Origin of the sequence: Pseudoxanthomonas sp. CCNWLY206-1, from assembly GCF_039710385.1 — a bacterium.
GTDB lineage: Bacteria > Pseudomonadota > Gammaproteobacteria > Xanthomonadales > Xanthomonadaceae > Pseudoxanthomonas_A.
On the sequence record NZ_JBDKXI010000005.1, the window covers coordinates 335482 to 353948 of the forward strand.

The following is an 18467-nucleotide window of genomic DNA, read 5'->3' on the forward strand; positions in this document are numbered from 1 at the left end:
CCCGAACCCACGTCTGTTGCAAAAGACGGGGATGAGGTGTGATTAGGAGTGAAAAGCTAATCGAACCCGGAGATAGCTGGTTCTCCTCGAAAGCTATTTAGGTAGCGCCTCATATGAATCCTCTTGGGGGTAGAGCACTGTTATGGCTAGCGGGACATCGCGTCTTAGCAAACCATGGCAAACTCCGAATACCAAGACGGACTGTATGGGAGACACACGGCGGGTGCTAACGTCCGTCGTGAAAAGGGAAACAACCCAGACCCACAGCTAAGGTCCCAAATTTATCGCTAAGTGGTGAACGATGTGGAAAGGCACAGACAGCCAGGAGGTTGGCTTAGAAGCAGCCACCCTTTAAAGAAAGCGTAATAGCTCACTGGTCGAGTCGGTCTGCGCGGAAGATTTAACGGGGCTAAGCGATAAACCGAAGCTTGGGGTGCATCACTTTGTGATGCGCGGTAGAGGAGCGTTCCGTAAGCCGTTGAAGGTGGATTGAGAAGTCTGCTGGAGGTATCGGAAGTGCGAATGCTGACATGAGTAACGATAATGCGGGTGAAAAACCCGCACGCCGAAAGCCCAAGGTTTCCTTGCGCAACGTTAATCGGCGCAGGGTTAGTCGGTCCCTAAGGCGAGGGCGAAAGCCGTAGTCGATGGGAAGCAGGTTAATATTCCTGCACCTCGCGTGAGTGCGATGGAGGGACGGAGAAGGTTAGGTGTACCCGGCGTTGGTTGTCCGGGGGAAAGGCGGTAGGTTTGGATCTTTGGCAAATCCGGGATCCTTTAAGACCGAGCACCGAGACGAGTCCTTTAGGACGAAGTCACCGATACCACGCTTCCAGGAAAAGCTCCTAAGCTTCAGCTCACGCAGACCGTACCGTAAACCGACACAGGTGGGTAGGATGAGAATTCTCAGGCGCTTGAGAGAACTCGGGTGAAGGAACTAGGCAACATGGCACCGTAACTTCGGGAGAAGGTGCGCCCTTTTTGGTGGCTGCATGCGCAGCTGAGCTGAAGAGGGCCGCAGAAACCAGGCCGCTGCGACTGTTTATCAAAAACACAGCACTCTGCAAACACGAAAGTGGACGTATAGGGTGTGACGCCTGCCCGGTGCTGGAAGGTTAATTGATGGGGTCAGCCGCAAGGCGAAGCTCTTGATCGAAGCCCCAGTAAACGGCGGCCGTAACTATAACGGTCCTAAGGTAGCGAAATTCCTTGTCGGGTAAGTTCCGACCTGCACGAATGGCGTAACGACAGCGGCGCTGTCTCCACCCGAGACTCAGTGAAATTGAAATCGCTGTGAAGATGCAGCGTTCCCGTGGCAAGACGGAAAGACCCCGTGAACCTTTACTATAGCTTTACATTGAACGTTGAGTTCGTCTGTGTAGGATAGGTGGGAGGCTTTGAAGCGATGGCGCTAGCTGTCGTGGAGCCAACCTTGAAATACCACCCTGTCGTGCTTGACGTTCTAACCTAGGTCCGTAATCCGGATCGGGGACCATGTATGGTGGGTAGTTTGACTGGGGCGGTCTCCTCCCAAAGAGTAACGGAGGAGCTCGAAGGTACGCTCAGCGCGGTCGGACATCGCGCACTGTGTGCAAAGGCATAAGCGTGCTTGACTGCGAGATCGACGGATCAAGCAGGTACGAAAGTAGGACTTAGTGATCCGGTGGTTCTGTATGGAAGGGCCATCGCTCAACGGATAAAAGGTACTCCGGGGATAACAGGCTGATACCGCCCAAGAGTTCATATCGACGGCGGTGTTTGGCACCTCGATGTCGGCTCATCACATCCTGGGGCTGTAGTCGGTCCCAAGGGTATGGCTGTTCGCCATTTAAAGTGGTACGCGAGCTGGGTTCAGAACGTCGTGAGACAGTTCGGTCCCTATCTGCCATGGGCGTTGGAAGTTTGAGAGGGGCTGCTCCTAGTACGAGAGGACCGGAGTGGACGAACCTCTGGTGTTCCGGTTGTCACGCCAGTGGCATTGCCGGGTAGCTATGTTCGGAAGCGATAACCGCTGAAAGCATCTAAGCGGGAAGCGCGCCTCAAGATGAGACTTCCCGGGGCACAAGCCCCCTAAAGGAACCATGAAGACTACGTGGTTGATAGGTCAGGTGTGTAAGCGCAGCAATGCGTTGAGCTAACTGATACTAATGATCCGTGCGGCTTGACCATATAACCTCAAGTTGCTTTACGTGCTTCCCTCACAAGGGAAAGCTTCCTCGACGGTCACGTCGATGAAAATCCAAAATAGCAAGCTACGTCACAAGACCCTATGCGAGACGGTGCGGCTCCGTTCTATCGGATGCCTGCACGCTCCAACCGTCTCCCTGGTGAAATTAGCGCTGTGGTCCCACCCGTTCCCATCCCGAACACGGAAGTGAAACGCAGCCGCGCCGATGGTAGTGTGGCTTAAGCCATGCAAGAGTAGGTCATCGCCAGGGGCTTTACCCCAAACCCCCAATCTCATATGAGATTGGGGGTTTTTTATTGCTTTGGTTTGGCGAACAATCGAGCACTTATCCACATTGGGGAAATCCTGCGATGAAGCTGCGGCCTTTGGTGATGACGTGCCTGATGTTCGGTCTCCCGGTGGCTTTTGGCGTGAATGCAGAGCAGGTGGTTACGGAGGGCGTTAAACAGTTACACGAAAGCGCCTTGGTTCTGGATACCCACCTCGATACTCCCGCTAATTTCGCCCGGCCTGGTTGGAGCATCAGCGACAATCACGAGCACGACGCGGACCTCGCCCAAGTCGATCTGCCGCGTATGAAAGCCGGTGGTCTGGATGGCGGCTTCTGGGTGGTCTACACCGGTCAAGGAGCGCGCGATCCCGCGGGCAATCGCGATGCGCGGGATCATGCACTGGAGCGGCTGGTCGCCATCCACAAAATGTTGGCGGCCAATGCCGCCGACTTCCAGCTGGCATTGACCGCGGACGATGCGGAGCGGATTGCAGCCGAAGGCAAGCGGGTAGTTTTTATCAGCATGGAGAATGCGTCGCCGTTGGCATCCGATCCCACTTTGCTGAGTGCTTACCATCGCCTCGGGTTGCGCATGCTGGGCATCACCCATGTATTGAATAACGACTTTGGAGACTCCTCCACGGATGCGAAAGGTCAGGAATGGGGAGGTTTGAGTCCGAAGGGACGTGAGTTGGTCAGCGAAGCAAACCGGCTGGGCATCCTGTTGGACGCTTCGCACGCCAGCGATGCCGTCTTCGATCAAGTGCTGGAACTATCGCAGGCGCCCATTGTCCTGTCGCATACCAGTGCCGATGCCATATACGAGCATCCTCGCAACATTGACGATGCTCGGATCCGAAAATTGGCGGCCAAGGGAGGGGTGATCCACGTCAACGCGTATGGCGGCTATTTAGTTGAGGTGCCTAAAGTTCCCGCGCGCGAGGAAGCGCTGTCCGCCCTATCCAAGAAATATGGACCCGAGAGCGGACTGACTCCAGGGCAAGTCCAGGCTTACCTGCAGGAACGGCGATCGGTCGATCAACAGTACCCCGTTCCGCGCGCCACCTTGGACGACTACATGCGCCATCTGCTGCACATCTTGAAAGTCGCAGGTCCAGATCACGTGGGGATCGGAGCGGATTGGGACGGAGGCGGTGGCGTCGTGGGTCTGGAGGATGTATCGGCGCTCCCTGCCATCACGGAGCGACTACGCCAGGCGGGCTATACGGACCAAGACATCCGCAACGTCTGGGGCGGCAACCTGCTCAGAGTGCTGCGGGCCGTCCAAAGCAAGGCGGAGAGCGTCAGGGCGAAATAACGAGTAAAAACATAAATTTAGGTTGAACAGAATCTGGTAATTGTTCCATCGACAGGATGATAGGGAACTATTTCTCGGGTTAGCAGTCGAATCCCCCGACTGCTAATATGGTGCCTATGAACCAGACCTCCCCTACCACCGCTATGGTGGCCAACAATCTGCCGATTCCCAGTGCGCTCGGTTCGCTGGACGCATACGTCAGTGCCGTGCATCAGATTCCGGTGCTGACCGTTGACGAGGAGCAGGAACTGGCGCGTCGTTATCGCGAAAAAGAAGACCTGGATGCCGCGCGCGAACTGGTGCATTCGCATCTACGCTTCGTGGTGCATGTCGCCCGCGGTTATAGCGGCTACGGCCTGCAGCTAGGCGACCTGATCCAGGAAGGCAATATCGGTCTGATGAAAGCGGTGAAGCGCTTTGATCCGGAAATCGGTGTGCGCTTGGTGAGCTTCGCGGTGCACTGGATCCGTGCGGAAATGCACGAGTTCATCCTCAAGAATTGGCGCATCGTCAAAGTCGCTACGACCAAAGCTCAGCGCAAATTGTTCTTCAACCTGCGCAAATCCAAGACCCGGTTGGGATGGATGAATGCAGCGGAAGTCAGCGCGGTAGCGAAAGACCTTAATGTGTCCGAGCGCGAAGTACTTGAGATGGAGTCGCGCCTGTCAGGTCGTGACATCGGTTTCGATGCTCCGGCAGACGAAGACGAAGACCACACCCCGCCGTCGCCGGCGAGCTACTTGGTCGCGCACGACGAAGACCCGTCGCAGGCTTACGAACGTGCTGACAGCGCCGACAACCAGCTGGAGTTGTTGCGTGAAGGCTTGGCCGGTCTGGATCAACGTTCGCGCGACATCATCAAGCGTCGTTGGCTGGATGCCGAAAGCAAGATCACGCTGCAGGAGCTGGCTGACGAATACGGCGTTTCCGCCGAGCGTATCCGCCAGATCGAAGCGAACGCGCTGAAAAAGATGAAGGCGCTGTTCGCCGCCTAAAGCAGCGGATCAGTCAAACCCAAACGGCTCCGGAAACGGAGCCGTTTTTGTGTGCAAGATCCGGATATCGCCGGACATTACGAAACAGCAGGATAGTGCCAACCACTCAAGGTAGGAGCACATCATGGCTTATCGTATTACCGGCCTATCGCCGGAACCCTTCAAGAATCTCTGGTCCTTGGAAGACAGCGCGCTTGCTGCACTGAACATCCGTCGTGTCTTGGCGGACAGCGATCGCGGCTTTCCTTGTCGAATTTCTTTACAGGACGCCAAGGCTGGCGAACCCTTGCTGTTGCTTCCCCACCAGCACCACGACGTGGAGGGTCCTTACCGCGCCAGCGGTCCGATATTCATCCGGCAACAACCCACCGCTGCCGCAAGCTTCCAAGATCGCATTCCGCCGTCCTTCCTGCACCGCCTGCTTTCCGTACGAGCCTACGACGAACACGGTTGGATGCACGCTGCGGAAGTAGTGGAGGGAACAGGCCTGGAAGCGATCATTACCGGCTTCTTCGAGCGCGAACAGATCGCCTATCTGCATATCCACAATGCGCGGCCGGGCTGCTATGCCTGCCGTGTCGATCGCGACTGATCGTCTTCGCCGGCGTTGTCGCCGCCCAGGATGATCCGGGCGCCGCGCTGGTAACTCCAATACGCCCACGCCCAATTGAGCAGGACGACGGTTCGGTTGCGGAAGCCAATGAGAAAAAACACGTGCGCGGCAAGCCAGAACCACCAGGCTAGAATTCCTGAAAATTTCAGCCTGCCGAAATCCACCACCGCCGCCATGCGCCCAATAGTGGCGAGATTGCCATAGTCCTTGTACTGGAACGGCGTTGCCGCCGCTCCGGCAAGACGTGCCTGGATGGTCTGCGCTACATGCCGCCCCATTTGTTTCGCGGCAGGCGCAACACCGGGCACCGGCTTGCCATCGGAGGCGATCGCCGCCAGATCGCCGGCGACGAAGATGTCAGGATGGCCAGGCACACTCAGATCCGGTTGCACTAGCACGCGGCCCGCGCGGTCCAATGGTACGGCCAGCGACTTGGCTAAGGGTGACGCGGCCACGCCAGCAGCCCAGACAACGGTCTTTGCCGCGACGAATTCGTCAGCCAGGCGGTAGCCGTCTTCGTTGATGTCAGTGACCGGTATGCCGGTCGAAACTTCGACCCCTAACTTGGACAGTTGCAGGCGGGCTTTTTCCGACAGCGATTCCGGAAATGAAGACAGTACCCGGGGTCCGGCCTCGATCAAGCGCACGCGTGCTTCCGAAGAATCGATATTGCGAAATTCGTTCTTCAGCGTATGCCGGGCGATCTCCGCCAGCGTACCCGCCAGTTCCACTCCGGTTGGGCCACCACCGACGATAGCGAAGTTCAACCATGCGGCACGCTGCGCAGGGTCCGTCTCCGCCTCCGCTCGCTCGAACGCCAGCAGCAGGTGACGACGCAATTGCAGCGCGTCGTTCAATGTCTTCAGGCCGGGTGCGTGGCGTGCCCATTCGTCGTGGCCGAAGTAGGCGTGGGTCGCACCGGTGGCGACCAGGAGATAGTCGAAACCCAACGTACTGCCGTCGTCCAGTCCCACCTGTTTTTTCTGCGGCTCGATAGTGAGCACTTCTGCCAGCCGGACTTCCACGTTGGTTTGCTTACGCAGGATGTGTCGCAACGGTGCGGCGATGTCCGGCGCCGACAAGCCGGCAGTCGCCACCTGATACAGCAATGGCTGAAAAAGATGATGGTTGTGGCGATCAATGAGGGTGATGCGTGCTGGCGAATTCGCCAATGCGCGAGTCGCCCAAAGACCGGCGAAGCCGCCGCCGAGGACGACGATGTGCGGGACCGATGTGTGCGAAGAAGTCATAAACACTCAATAGAGATCGATGGGATCGATATCCAACGACCAGCGCGTCTTGCGCGCCTCGGGCAGGTCGTAGAAAGCGGGAACGGTGTGATCGAGCAGGCGATGCAGCAGGCGCCGGTCTGGCGCCGAAAGCAACAGCTGCATGCGGTGCATGCCGGCGCGCTTGGGCATCGGCGCCGGCAACGGCCCGTGCATCTCAAGTGTCGAGTCCTGGGCGCGTAATCGCTGCTTGGCCGCTTGCAGGAAGTTCAATGCAGCGTCGCTCTGCTGTGCCTCGGCGCGCAGCAACGCCAGATGAGCGAATGGCGGGAAACCCGCCGCTTCGCGCTGCTGCAGCTCGGCCTCTGCAAAGGCGTGATAACCCCCATTGATCAGTGTATTGAGCAGCGGATGATCCGGATGATGCGTCTGCAACCAGACTTCTCCCCGCTTTTCCGCACGGCCCGCGCGTCCGGCCACTTGAATCAGCTGTTGCGCCAACTTCTCGCCCGCGCGGAAATCCGTGGAGAACAAGCCTTCGTCCACGCCCACCACGACGACCAGCGTCAGGTGCGGCAGATCATGACCTTTGGCCAGGATCTGCGTGCCCACCAAAATGCCAGGCCGATCGCCGAGCGACGCCAAATGCTTGGCCAGCGCGTCGCGGCGCTGAGTGGTGGTGCGGTCGATGCGCAGTACCGGCACATCGACGAAAATTTCCGACAATGTCTCTTCCAGCCGCTCGGTGCCGATACCCTGGGGCTGCAATGCAAGGCCGCCACAATCGGGGCAAGCCGGAGGCGCGGCTTGGCGTGCGCCGCAGTGATGGCATTGCAGGCGTTTGCCGCCGGCATGCACCGTCATGGGTGAATCGCAGCGCTTGCATCGCGCACTCCAGCCGCAGTCGTGACAGAGCAGCACCGGCGCGTAACCGCGGCGATTCTTGAACACCAGCACCTGACCGCCGGCGTCGACTGCTCGACGGATCGCCTGGACCATTTCGGGCAACAAACCGGCTTGCTGCGAGCGCTTACGCACGTCCAGCACTCTGACCGAGGGTGGCTTGGCATCGCCGGCTCGATGCGACAGCCGCAGATGCGTGTAACGGCCGCTATGAGCGTTGTGCAGCGATTCCATCGACGGTGTGGCGCTGCCCAGCACCACCGGCACCGCCAAGGCCTTGCCGCGCACCAGTGCGAAGTCGCGGGCGTGGTAACGGATGCCATCCTGCTGTTTGTAGCTGCCGTCGTGTTCTTCATCGACGATGATCAAACCCGCTTCCGGCAGTGGCGTGAACACCGCCGACCGTGTGCCCACCACCACGCGTGCTTCCCCGCGCGCGCAGGCAGCCCAGGTACGTGCACGCTCGTTGTCGTTCAACCCAGAATGCAGTGCATGCACCGGCACGCCCAACCGAGCGCGGAACCGCGCCAGCGTTTGCGGAGTCAGGCCGATCTCCGGCACCAGCACCAGCGCCTGGCGGCCACGCCGCAGGCAATCGGCGATGGCATGCAGATAGACCTCGGTCTTACCGCTGCCGGTAACGCCGTCCAGCAGCAGCGGTAGGAAGCCCTCCGTTGCGAGGATGCTTGTCGCTGCCGCGTGCTGTTCTTCGTTGAGCATCGGACCCGATTGGGGCTGCGGCACCGGAACGCTCGCGGAAACGGCTACGCGTTCGGCGTACCCGCGTTTGAGCAGAGCGCGTGCGGCGCTGCGCCAATCCTCCATCCGGAGGTCCAGAGTGTCTTCCTCCAGTGGTCCCAGCTTTATCAATTCCGCCAATCGACGTGGACGGCCCTGCCGCAAGCCCTCTGCATTGGCCGCTCCATCGCGGGTCATACGCCACGCCCAGACGTTCGATTCCGGCACGGGTTCGCCCTGTCGCAGCGGTGCAGGTAGTGCCGTGGCGAATACCTCCCCCAGCGGCGCGTGGGTATAGCGCGCCAGCCATTGCAGTGAATCCAGCAACTCCCCGTGAAAGAGCGGTGCGGCATCAAGGACAGCCAACACCTCGCGAAGCTCATGGTGGCCATCGCCTGGAGGGACTACTTCCGCCACCACGCCGGTCAGTTCGCGCGAACCGAACGGTACCCGTACACGCCGCCCTACATCGGCGGGAGAAACGGTGTGACCGGCAGGTGGGAGATAGTCGAAACCCCGGGGCAAGGGAAGCGGCAGGGCGATTCTGAGCAGGGCATCGGAGAGCATTCGCGGCCAGTTTAGCGGCCCGGCTGCCCGGCCGTGAACGCCGCTTCAGTTGCGTCGACAATCTGTCAATTCCTTGACGAAAATCACGCAAGTGCCGGTTATGAAAAGGGATTCGGATTTATCCACATCGTCTGTGGATAAATCTGTGCATGGCGGGCTGGCTCCACGCCGGAACGAGCCTGCTACAAGCCTCCTCTCCATCTTGGTGAAAAAAACGCCAAAGGCGCTTTTTCTATTAAAAACAACAATATAGATGTGAAACAAAGCTGAAATACGGTCAGCGCGCCTCTGCTTCCACGTCCTCATGACGAATCTATGACCGCTGTGCACAACGCGTTTTGCCGGAAAGCCTTGCCCTGCTTCGGAGAGCAGATTTTGGCGGTGTGTCAAGCATCCGGAACGGTGCGGCACCTAGCTATGATGCGACCGCAATGAACGCGATCCACAGTCAATTTCCTTCATGAGCGAAGCCGGCGAAACGCCCGCGGCACTGTCCGCCTTCCTGCGCGGCGTGGAGCGGCGAGCTGTTCTGTTCGCTCAGCTGCAATCCGGAAATCCCGACGTAGGCGATATGACGCTGCTGGCCGCCATGCGGGCGTTCCGCAGTCACGCCGCCAGCGCACCGATGGCCGACTGGCCGCGCCGCTTCTGGGCGCTGCTGATCGCCTCGCCCGGATTACGCCAGAATGCCGCTGCCGCGAGCTGGCCGTTGGCGCTCCAGCGCTTGAGTGCGCTGGAACCGCCCGTACGCGCCGCGCTGCTGGCGCGGTTGGTCGCGGGCCTGGCGGAGGACGATGCCACGGCCGTGCTTGGCCTGGATCAGGCCGGCTACCGGCAGGCGCTGACCTCGGCTTGTCCACAAGATTCCGCAGGCCGGCCCGACCCGGAAGGTTGGCGCCTGCTGGCTGAAGCCGCCCAGCAACAGCTGCGCGACCTGCCGCCGGACCGGCTGGCGCGGCTGGCAAGATTGCGCGAAAGCGCTATCGCCAGCGTTCCCGCCCGGCAACCCCCGTTGGTTCCTGCGTCCTGGGTGCCCGCGCAGCAACCGCGCGGAACACGCCGCTGGTGGTGGGCATTGCTGGTGCTGGTGGTTTGCGGTGGCGCCATTGCCGCCACTTACCTATGGCCGCAGATGTTCACCTGGCTCCCTGCATCGACCACCGCGTCCTCGAGCTCGGAAACCGATACCTTCGGCGCACCTCCCATTGCCATCGAAGCCTTGCCTTCCTCCGCGCCCGCGGCACGTTACGACGCCGCTTTCGCACAGTTGTCGCATCCGGATTTCGACCTGTTGTTCGATGCGGAAGGAGAAGCCATCGCACAGCAAGCCGACTTCTATGCTTGGTACGCCGCAGACGGACCGGCTGAAACTCCTGCTGCCGTGAACGCAACAGGAAATACGCTTCCGGAGTCCACCAATGCGGAGTTCTAAAGCGTTGGTACGGATTGCCCTCGTTCTGTCCTTAGGCTCGGCCGCCCTATTGGGTTTGCCCGCATTGTCGACCGACGTGCAGGACACGCTACAGCAACGGCGCTGGCGCTTGGACGCACTCTCACCGCCGCAGCGCGCCGCGTTCGTGCAGCGGATGACTGTTTGGAATACCTTGCCGCGTGAAGAGCGCGAGGATCGACGGGGACGCTACGCCGCCTGGCAAGCGTTGGACGACGTCCAGAAGATGCGCGTGCGCGCCGCTGCCGAGGAGATAAGCGCCTTGCCGCCGGAGCAACAGGCGATGCTCCGCTCGCGTTTCGATGCCTTGGATGAAATGCAGCGCCGCGGGTGGCGGCTGGGTCCTGTACTGGGCGCGGACTATCCCCGCTTGCAGCCGTTGTTCGGCTTCGTACCCGAAGTGGAACGTGATGCCACGATATCCCTGTTACGACAGCTGGACGCCGAACAGCGCAACGACCTGGCAGTGCTGGCGCAACGCATTCCGCCGCAGGAGCGGGCAGCGTTCCGGCAAGAGCTCCTGGTTGTACCGACGGCGCAACGCAGTACATGGCTGCGTGCGCGCCGTGACCAGTAGCGATCGGCGATTTGCAAGACTTCACCCGCCGACGAAGCTGGTGACCACAACCAACACGCCGGCGAACACCACCAAGGTGAAATACAGGCTGCCGAGCACCAGATACTTAGGAATCGTGATCCACCAGCTTTGCTGGTAGACGCGCTTCTGCATCAGCAGAAGATAGCCGGGCATCCATATCACCACCAGCGACACGACAAAGCCAGCCACCGTACCGAGCCATGGCGCATAAGGAGCGATCAGGTCGCCCAGGCCATTCAACGCGAAGATGCTCAACAGCGCCAGACAAAGCCAGGCATGGCTGTAGAGCGCCACGACGAGATGTTCCAGATACGAACGGCGACTTCCCAGATAACCCAGTTTCAGCAGTAGCGCGAACACAGGCACCAGCACGAACAACGCAGAAGGCACCGCGCCAATGAAGGCTTCCTTGAACAGCTCGGGGTCTCGTTGCATACGCGGAAGGTTTTCCTGCGCACGCGCCAGCTTCTTGTTCAACCAGCGGTTTGCCAGATCAGGCAACCAGGTTACATGGACCGGATTATCCGTGGGATGCCAGCGCTTTCCGCCGGAGGAGAACAGCGAGCCGGGGTCCGGACCCGTTACATCTTGATCCTCCGGAATCAGGTCCGGCTTCGACAGCATGGGATGGTCCGGCTGCAACTCAGTCACACGCTGCCGGGCACGTGCCTGGGTGGAACGAATATTTTGTTCGATTTGCTGCCGCGGATGTGCGAGCACCGGAGGAAGAGTGGCGCGGGCGGCAAGCAAACCCCCGACCGTTTCATCGCGTAGCGTGAGGACCTCTTCGGCCGTTTTCAAATGCTGAAAATCCACACCCCCGGCGTTCTCATTGCCGGGCGCAGCCACTTGCCCCGGGGGCACGGGAATAGCAGGCAGGTTGGCGGGGCCAGTGAAATGGACGACGTACTGTGCGACGAAGAAAGTCAGCACGCTAAGGATGACGAACAGCCGCAGCGGTGCGATGTAGCGCACGCGGTGGCCAGCCAGATACGCGTTGGCCAAGCGGCCGGGCGACAGCAGTTCGCGCAGGGTACGGAAGACGCGGCCATCCAGGTGCCAGAACGATTCGAAGACTTCTTCCAGCGCATGGCCCGTGTGGCGCAGCGGGCTGTGCGCATTCTGTCCGCAGAGATGGCAGAAGCCACCTTGCAGTGTTGTCTCGCAGTTCTCGCATGCACTGGCGTGCGCAAGGTCGACGGTCTGGCTCATGAGCGGTGAAGGGTTCCCCGATGTAAGCGGTTAAGATACCGGTCCGCCGCGACCCGGTGCCAGTGCGCAACTCGCGCGACCGCAGTTCGGCTGCTTCGGATCCCATGTCCTCAATATCTCCTTCCCCGCGCTTTGGCCATGAAGTGCGCGCCACCGCGACGCTCGCATTGCCGCTGGTGCTGGGCCATGTTTCCACGGGTTTGATCGGCTTCGTCGACAACGTCATCGCCGGTCACCACAGCACGCAGACGCTGGCCGCGGTTACCGTCGGCACGGCCTTGCTCTGGCTTCCCATGATGGTGCCCATTGGTACCCTCATTTCACTGACCGCGTCGGTGTCGCAATTGAATGGTGCGGGTCGCCGCGCTGAAATCGGGCCGCTGTTCCGGCAAGCCCTGTGGCTGTCGCTGGGCCTGAGCGCGCTGATGTTCACCTTCCTGAGCGTTGCGCCTTATGGATTGGCCAGATTCGGCATAGCGCCGGAGATCGTGCCCGGTGCTACCGCCTTCCTGCACGGTATCCGCTGGGGCGTGCCGGCGTTGACACTGTACTTCTGCATGCGCTATCTGAGCGAAGGCATGCATTGGACACTGCCTACGATGTTGCTGGGGTTCGGTGGTTTGCTGGTGCTGGCACCGCTGGGCTATGTGCTCGCTTTCGGGAAGTTCGGATTGCCGGAAATGGGCGCGGGAGGTCTTGGTATCGCGTCGGCCATCATGATGTGGATGCAGGCGTGCGCATTCGCCATCTATCTGCGGAACGCGAAACGTTTCGCCCATCTGCAACTTTTCCACCGGTTCGATCCGCCGCATTGGCAACCGATCGGACAGCTGCTGAAAACGGGCCTGCCGATCGGTATCACCGTGCTGATGGAAGGCAGCTTGTTCATCGTTACCGCCCTGTTGATCGCGCGGTTGGGGGCGATACCCGCGGCCGCTCATCAGATCGCCATCAATGTGGCAGCGCTGTGTTTCATGATCCCCATGGGCGTGGGCGAGGCTACGACGGTGCGGGTAGGACACGCGGTGGGAGCAGGTGATTCGCATGGCATCCGTCGCGCGGCGTATGCGGGTTATGCCATCGTGCTGGGTACGCAGACATTGTCCGCATTGGCGTTGCTGATCGGACACGACGCCGTGGTGTCGCTATACACACGTGATCTGGCCGTGGCGGGAATGGCGGGTACGTTGTTGCTTTTCGCCGCGGCGTTCCAGTTCCCTGATGGCATTCAGGTGCTTTCCGCGGGAGCATTGCGTGGTTTGAAGGACACGCGGGTTCCCATGTGGTTGGCGGCGTTTTCCTACTGGGGCTTGGGCATGCCGTTAGGCGCCGGACTTGGTCTTGGGTTGGGCTGGGGACCGCCGGGCATGTGGCTGGGATTGATTCTGGGGCTGACCGCGGCGGCGGTGTCGATGAGCTGGCGCTTCCGTCGTAGCAGCCGCCGCTGGTCGGCGCAGATTGGCGGGCAGCCGCAATCACACTGAAGGTGCGTGACGGCACGGTGACTAACGGGGCATGAAAATTCGCAGCCATACGCGCTAAAGTGGCTGCAGCCATACGGAGTAGACCATGAACCAACCTGTCCGACGCGGACCCATTGCCACCTTCTTTGTGGGTTTGTGGGACGTGATGAATTTCACCCGCAAGCTGGTTCTCAACTTGCTGTTCTTCGGGCTGTTGTTCTTGTTCCTGATCATCTTCCTGGTGGCGGTGGGCAGTGGCGGCGGGGTCAAGCCGCTGACCGAGCGCACGACACTGGTGATCGCGCCGGAAGGCCGCCTGGTGGAGCAGTACACGGCCGATCCGGCGACACGGGCGCTTGCCAAGGCGCTCGGCGACAAGAGTGGCGAAGAAGTACAGCTGCGCGATCTGTTGCGCGCGCTGGAAGCGGCGCGCACGGACAAGAAGATCGAACGCGTGCTGTTGCGAGTGGATCGGCTGGAACCCAGCGGCTATGCATCGCTGCGCGATGTCGCAGCTGCGTTGGCGAAATTCCGCCAGTCCGGCAAGCAGATCGTCGCCTTCGGCGAGAACATGAGCCAGGGCCAGTACTTGTTGGCCGCGCAAGCCAATGAGGTCTACATCGATCCGATGGGCAGCCTGATCCTGGAAGGCCTCGGACGCTACCGCCAGTACTATCGCCAGGGCCTGCAGGAAAAGCTGGGCGTCGACGTGCATGTGTTCAAAGTGGGCGAGTACAAGTCCGCGGTCGAGCCGTTCGTACTGGACGCAGCTTCCGATGAAGCCAAGGAAGCTGATCTTTATTGGATGGGCGATGTGTGGCAGCGCTTCCTTGATGACATCGCCAAGGCACGCAAGGTAACGGCGGCGCAGCTGGCGGCCGGCATCGACACGATGCCGGAAGGTATCGCTGCAGCCGGCGGCGACCTGGCCAAGTTCGCCTTGCAGCAGAAGCTGGTGGACGGGTTGAAAACACAGGAGCAGGTGGAAGATCTACTTGCCGAACGTGGCGTGGCGGACGAGGATTCCGAAAGCGGTTTCCGCGAGGTGGGTTTGAATGCCTACCTGCTGCAATTGGACAGCAAACGTCCGCCAATCGGTCAACGCCCGCAAGTGGCGGTTGTGGTGGCCGAGGGCGAAATCACCGATGGCGATCAGCCAGCCGGCCGTGTCGGCGGCGAGTCCACTTCCGCGTTGTTGCGCGAAGCACGCGACGACGATGACGTGAAGGCAGTGGTGTTGCGGGTCGACTCGCCCGGCGGCGGTGTATTTGCCTCCGAACAGATCCGCCGCGAAGTGGCTGCGCTCAAGGCGGCGGGCAAACCGGTCGTGGTATCGATGGGCGATCTGGCGGCGTCCGGCGGTTACTGGATATCGATGAACGCCGATCGCATCTACGCCGATCCTTCCACCATCACAGGTTCCATTGGCATCTTCGGCATGATTCCCACGGTGCCGCGCACGCTGGAGAAGATCGGCGTACGCACCGATGGTGTGGGCACCACGCGGTTTGCCGGCGCTTTCGATATCACCCGACCGCTGGATCCGGCGGTCGGTCGCGTGATCCAGTCGATCATCGACAAGGGCTATGCCGATTTCACCGGCAAAGTGGCGGACGCGCGCAAGCGGCCGGTGGAGGATATCGATGCCGTCGCTCGCGGCCGCGTGTGGAGTGGCGCGCAGGCGAAGGAGCGTGGCTTGGTTGATGAGCTGGGTGGCTTCGAAGCCGCGCTGACCGACGCTGCCAAGCGTGCCAAGCTGGGCGAGCCCGACAAATACCGCGTGCGTTACATCGAGAAAGAGGCTTCGCCGTTCTCGCAATTCATGAGCGGCCTGGCCGGCAGCCATATTGGTGTTGCCATGCTGAAGGATTCCGACCTCGCCCGCGGCATCCTCGCGCGCAGCCTGCCCGAAATGGAAGCGCATCTGCGCTTCGTCGACGAAGCCGTCCACGACCGCAATGGCGCGCCGGTGAAAGCGCTGGCGTACTGCTTCTGCGGTTACTGATGCATCACCCGGCTTCCTTCTTCGGAAGGAAGCCGCAGGTCCCAGCACGTCCTCGTAGCGATCGCCCCGTCATCCGGATGGTGCGGCCGATCAAGTCCGCGTAAGCGTTCGCTATCCGGACCCAGAGCTCTTTTGATTCACAGGTTGGCGAGCCGGCGGTGATCCACCTCTGGCGCTTGAAGGAAGGGGAGCTCCGTGTCTGACCCGGGAAGCTAAAACAATAGCTTCTCGCCATTCCCTATTTCCCATTCCCCATTCCCGGCTCCATCACGGCATCGCTTCCGCGCGCGCATCAGCGGCCTTTTGCACGTCTTCCTCCACCGCCTTGGCTTTCTCGATGGGTGCCTGGATGCTGTCGCGCAGTTCGTTGGCCGCCGCGGCGGCCTGCGGCTCCGGGGGATCATCGGTGGGCGGTGGTTCGGGCCGGCAGGCGGCGCATAGACCGATCATGCCGGCCAATAGAGCGGAACGAAGTGCCATGTTCATGCGTGCGTCCCTCGATGACGGGTGGCGCTATGCTACGCCCAATGACCAAGGAGAGCGGCGAAGGAGAGAATGGTGGCGACGAACCGTTGGCGGCTGGATGGACAAACGGCGTTGATAACCGGGGCCAGCGCCGGGATCGGGTTGGCGATCGCCCGCGAACTATTGGCGTTTGGTGCCGACGTACTGTTGGTGGCGCGCGATCCAGCGGCGCTGGAAACGACGTGCGACGAACTGGCCGATGAATTCCCGGGCCGGGATATCCTCAGTTTGGCCGCGAACGTAGCCGACGACGAAGACCGGCGCGCGATCCTCGACTGGGTGGAGGACCATTCCGAAGCCATCAACATCCTGATCAACAACGCCGGTGGCAACGTCACCAAGGCCGCGGTGGACTACACCGAGGACGAATGGCGTGGCATCTTCGAAACCAATTTGTTCTCCGCATTCGAATTGTCTCGCTACGCCCATCCGTTGCTGACCCGTCACGCGGTGTCCAGCATCGTCAACGTCGGCAGTGTCTCGGGCATGACCGCCGTGCGCAGCGGTGCGCCCTACGGCATGACCAAGGCGGCGCTGCATCAACTGACCCGCAACCTGGCGGCTGAATGGGCCGAGGACGGAGTGCGCGTCAATGCGGTTGCGCCGTGGTACATCCGCACGCGCCGCACGTCGGGCCCGCTCTCGGACCCGGATTACTACGAAGAAGTGATCGACCGTACCCCCATGCGCCGCATCGGCGAGCCGGAGGAAGTCGCCGCCGCGGTTGGGTTTTTGTGCTTGCCCGCGGCCAGCTACATCACCGGCGAATGCATCGCGGTCGATGGCGGGTTTCTGCGCTACGGTTTCTGACGCCGTCGCAACGGGTGGGTGGGCAGTGAAGTCGCTTCGGGCACCCCAGCGAACTGTTTCCGATAGTGCAGGGGCGAGGTCAGTCCATGCAGTCGGAAGTGCCGGCGTAGCGATTCGGCAGAACCGAATCCCGCGAGATCGGCGACCGATTCGACGTCCAGGTCGAGGCGTGTTTCCAGCAGCTCCTTAGCTATGGTGATGCGCTCGCGGATGACCCAGTCGTTGGGAGTCAAACCGGTGCTTTCCTTGAACCGGCGGTGCAGCGTGCGTTCGCTCATGCGAGCCTGCTCGGCCATCGATCGCGCGGAATGATCGACCCGCGGATTGGCACGAATCCAATCCGTCAGGCTTGCGATGGGACTGCCGTTGCCGGAAGGCATGGGTCGCGGCACGAACTGCGCTTGCCCGCCTTCACGATGTGGGGACATTACCAGCCGCTGCGCCACGCGATTGGCGACGGGCGCACCATAGTCGCGGCGCACCAGATGCAGCAACATGTCCAGGCCCGCGGCAGAGCCGGCCGAAGTGATGATCTGCCCTTCGTCCACATACAGCGACGATGCATCGACCGCGATGCTAGGGAACTGCCGCGCAAGCTCAGATGCATATCGCCAATGTGTCGCCGCGCGCTTGCCTTCAAGCAAGCCGGCATGCGCCAGAACGAAAACGCCCGAACAAATGGAACATAGCCGCGCGCCGCGCGCATGAGCGCGGCGAAGCGCGGTCAGCAGCTTTTCCGGCGGGCGTTCGTCCGGGCTGCGCCAACCGGGCACGACAATGATGTCCGCGCGCTGCAGCTTGCCCAGCCCATAGGGTGCCTGGATGCGAACACCGCCGGCCGCTCGCAGTGGCCCAGGCTCGGCGGCGCAGACGGCGTACCGATACCACGGCACGTCCAGTTCGGGCCGTTCCAAAGCAAATAGCTCCACTGCGCAACCGAATTCGAACGTGCACAAACGGTCGTAGGCGAGGATGGCGACCAGTAGCGAAGGCATGGCGGGATGTTACCGGAAAACGTCGTTTCTGCCACTGTCGCCGCTGGCGGAAAGGACGAACAATGACCGCACTCCTCAACGGAACAACCCCATGTCATCTCACGTCACCGCCGTTCCCGCCGCAGCCGATGTCGTGGCGCTGCATCGTTTCGAATCAGCGCTCAGCTTCGAAACCGATTGCTGGGACGTGCACGACGCTATCGCGCGCGGGCAGCAGGATTTCGTGTTGTTGGATGCACGCAGTCATGCGCTGTACGAACAAGGGCACGTGCCAGGCGCGATCAGCTTGCCGCACGCGAAGATCGTCGCCTCGAAATTATCCGCGTACCCCGCCGATACGCTCTTCGTTGTCTATTGCGCGGGGCCGCACTGCAATGGCGCGCACCGTGCCGCGATACGCTTGGCGCGGTTGAGAAGACCGGTGAAGCTGATGATTGGCGGCATTGCGGGCTGGCAGGATGAAGGCTTTACCTTGGAACGCGGACAGGACACGGGCATTGCGCTTCATGCAGAGCCGAGCTTGCTCGGCTGATGGTCTCCGGAGCCGATACGCCAGAAGCAGCGGAGCAAGCTCCGCTCTACGAAGG

The 18467-nt window shown here is 61.0% G+C and carries 14 protein-coding genes and 2 rRNA genes (1 of these 16 running past the window's edge); 11 read left to right on the forward strand and 5 right to left on the reverse strand.

Annotated elements, in window-relative coordinates:
- The 5 genes from AADW18_RS13660 to AADW18_RS13680 all read left to right on the forward strand — a co-directional run.
- Positions 1-2169 (forward strand): 23S ribosomal RNA (locus AADW18_RS13660) (it extends 711 nt beyond the left edge of the window).
- A 154-nt stretch (positions 2170-2323) separates the two neighbouring features.
- Positions 2324-2438: ribosomal RNA gene (gene rrf, locus AADW18_RS13665) — 5S ribosomal RNA — on the forward strand.
- Between the two features lie 100 nt (positions 2439-2538).
- A complete protein-coding gene (locus tag AADW18_RS13670) occupies positions 2539-3777 on the forward strand; it encodes a dipeptidase (RefSeq protein ID WP_337343931.1) in 1239 nt (412 codons plus the stop codon).
- Positions 3778-3893: 116 nt separating this feature from the next.
- Positions 3894-4772 carry an RNA polymerase sigma factor RpoH gene (rpoH, locus tag AADW18_RS13675; protein WP_337343932.1) on the forward strand — a complete coding sequence of 293 codons (879 nt, stop codon included), beginning with the start codon at positions 3894-3896 and terminating at the stop codon, positions 4770-4772.
- Positions 4773-4896: 124 nt separating this feature from the next.
- Entirely contained in the window at positions 4897-5364 is a 468-nt protein-coding gene (locus AADW18_RS13680; RefSeq protein WP_337343933.1) for a DUF1203 domain-containing protein, read from the forward strand.
- On the opposite strand, the gene AADW18_RS13685 is transcribed toward AADW18_RS13680, so the two are convergent.
- Positions 5337-6635, reverse strand: a complete 1299-nt coding sequence (locus tag AADW18_RS13685) for an NAD(P)/FAD-dependent oxidoreductase (RefSeq protein ID WP_337343934.1) — start codon at positions 6633-6635, stop codon at positions 5337-5339. The genes AADW18_RS13680 and AADW18_RS13685 overlap by 28 nt on opposite strands.
- A 6-nt stretch (positions 6636-6641) precedes the next feature.
- A complete protein-coding gene (locus tag AADW18_RS13690) occupies positions 6642-8822 on the reverse strand; it encodes a primosomal protein N' (protein ID WP_337343935.1) in 2181 nt (726 codons plus the stop codon).
- A gap of 460 nt (positions 8823-9282) precedes the next feature.
- Between AADW18_RS13690 and AADW18_RS13695 the strand changes: the two genes are divergently transcribed.
- Positions 9283-10254 (forward strand): hypothetical protein, encoded by a 972-nt coding sequence (locus AADW18_RS13695; protein WP_337343936.1) that lies wholly within the window; start codon positions 9283-9285, stop codon positions 10252-10254.
- A complete protein-coding gene (locus AADW18_RS13700) occupies positions 10241-10849 on the forward strand; it encodes a DUF3106 domain-containing protein (protein WP_337343937.1) in 609 nt (202 codons plus the stop codon). Before AADW18_RS13695 ends, AADW18_RS13700 begins: the two co-directional genes overlap by 14 nt.
- A 21-nt stretch (positions 10850-10870) precedes the next feature.
- Here AADW18_RS13700 and AADW18_RS13705 read toward each other — a convergent pair whose 3' ends face one another.
- Positions 10871-12082: a DUF3667 domain-containing protein gene (locus tag AADW18_RS13705; RefSeq protein WP_337343938.1), complete on the reverse strand. Its 1212-nt coding sequence runs from the start codon at positions 12080-12082 to the stop codon at positions 10871-10873.
- A gap of 104 nt (positions 12083-12186) precedes the next feature.
- On the opposite strand from AADW18_RS13705, the gene AADW18_RS13710 reads away from it, so the two are divergent.
- Complete coding sequence (locus AADW18_RS13710) at positions 12187-13566, forward strand: MATE family efflux transporter (protein WP_337343939.1); 1380 nt, start codon at positions 12187-12189, stop codon at positions 13564-13566.
- Between the two features lie 85 nt (positions 13567-13651).
- The gene (sppA, locus tag AADW18_RS13715) at positions 13652-15550 is read left to right on the forward strand and encodes a signal peptide peptidase SppA (protein ID WP_337343940.1); all 1899 of its coding nucleotides are present in this window, start codon (positions 13652-13654) and stop codon (positions 15548-15550) included.
- 267 nt (positions 15551-15817) lie between these two features.
- On the opposite strand, the gene AADW18_RS13720 is transcribed toward sppA, so the two are convergent.
- Positions 15818-16030: a hypothetical protein gene (locus tag AADW18_RS13720; protein WP_337344005.1), complete on the reverse strand. Its 213-nt coding sequence runs from the start codon at positions 16028-16030 to the stop codon at positions 15818-15820.
- A gap of 78 nt (positions 16031-16108) precedes the next feature.
- On the opposite strand from AADW18_RS13720, the gene AADW18_RS13725 reads away from it, so the two are divergent.
- Positions 16109-16885, forward strand: a complete 777-nt coding sequence (locus AADW18_RS13725) for an SDR family oxidoreductase (protein WP_337343941.1) — start codon at positions 16109-16111, stop codon at positions 16883-16885.
- Here the strand turns inward: AADW18_RS13725 and ftrA are convergent.
- A complete protein-coding gene (gene ftrA, locus AADW18_RS13730; protein ID WP_337343942.1) occupies positions 16873-17880 on the reverse strand; it encodes a transcriptional regulator FtrA in 1008 nt (335 codons plus the stop codon). The genes AADW18_RS13725 and ftrA overlap by 13 nt on opposite strands.
- A 91-nt stretch (positions 17881-17971) precedes the next feature.
- On the opposite strand from ftrA, the gene AADW18_RS13735 reads away from it, so the two are divergent.
- A complete protein-coding gene (locus AADW18_RS13735) occupies positions 17972-18412 on the forward strand; it encodes a rhodanese-like domain-containing protein (protein ID WP_337343943.1) in 441 nt (146 codons plus the stop codon).
- The last annotated feature ends 55 nt before the right edge of the window (positions 18413-18467 follow it).

Bases quoted from the DNA above. Each gene is read 5' to 3' on its own strand.
- AADW18_RS13710 (WP_337343939.1), top strand. From the start codon at position 12,187: ATGTCCTCAATATCTCCTTCCCCGCGCTTTGGCCATGAAGTGCGCGCC.
- AADW18_RS13695 (WP_337343936.1), top strand. From the start codon at position 9,283: ATGAGCGAAGCCGGCGAAACGCCCGCGGCACTGTCCGCCTTCCTGCGC.
- AADW18_RS13700 (WP_337343937.1), top strand. From the start codon at position 10,241: ATGCGGAGTTCTAAAGCGTTGGTACGGATTGCCCTCGTTCTGTCCTTA.
- ftrA (WP_337343942.1), bottom strand. From the start codon at position 17,880: ATGCCTTCGCTACTGGTCGCCATCCTCGCCTACGACCGTTTGTGCACG.
- AADW18_RS13685 (WP_337343934.1), bottom strand. From the start codon at position 6,635: ATGACTTCTTCGCACACATCGGTCCCGCACATCGTCGTCCTCGGCGGC.
- AADW18_RS13690 (WP_337343935.1), bottom strand. From the start codon at position 8,822: ATGCTCTCCGATGCCCTGCTCAGAATCGCCCTGCCGCTTCCCTTGCCC.
- sppA (WP_337343940.1), top strand. From the start codon at position 13,652: ATGAACCAACCTGTCCGACGCGGACCCATTGCCACCTTCTTTGTGGGT.
- rpoH (WP_337343932.1), top strand. From the start codon at position 3,894: ATGAACCAGACCTCCCCTACCACCGCTATGGTGGCCAACAATCTGCCG.
- AADW18_RS13705 (WP_337343938.1), bottom strand. From the start codon at position 12,082: ATGAGCCAGACCGTCGACCTTGCGCACGCCAGTGCATGCGAGAACTGC.
- AADW18_RS13720 (WP_337344005.1), bottom strand. From the start codon at position 16,030: ATGGCACTTCGTTCCGCTCTATTGGCCGGCATGATCGGTCTATGCGCC.
- AADW18_RS13735 (WP_337343943.1), top strand. From the start codon at position 17,972: ATGTCATCTCACGTCACCGCCGTTCCCGCCGCAGCCGATGTCGTGGCG.
- AADW18_RS13670 (WP_337343931.1), top strand. From the start codon at position 2,539: ATGAAGCTGCGGCCTTTGGTGATGACGTGCCTGATGTTCGGTCTCCCG.
- AADW18_RS13680 (WP_337343933.1), top strand. From the start codon at position 4,897: ATGGCTTATCGTATTACCGGCCTATCGCCGGAACCCTTCAAGAATCTC.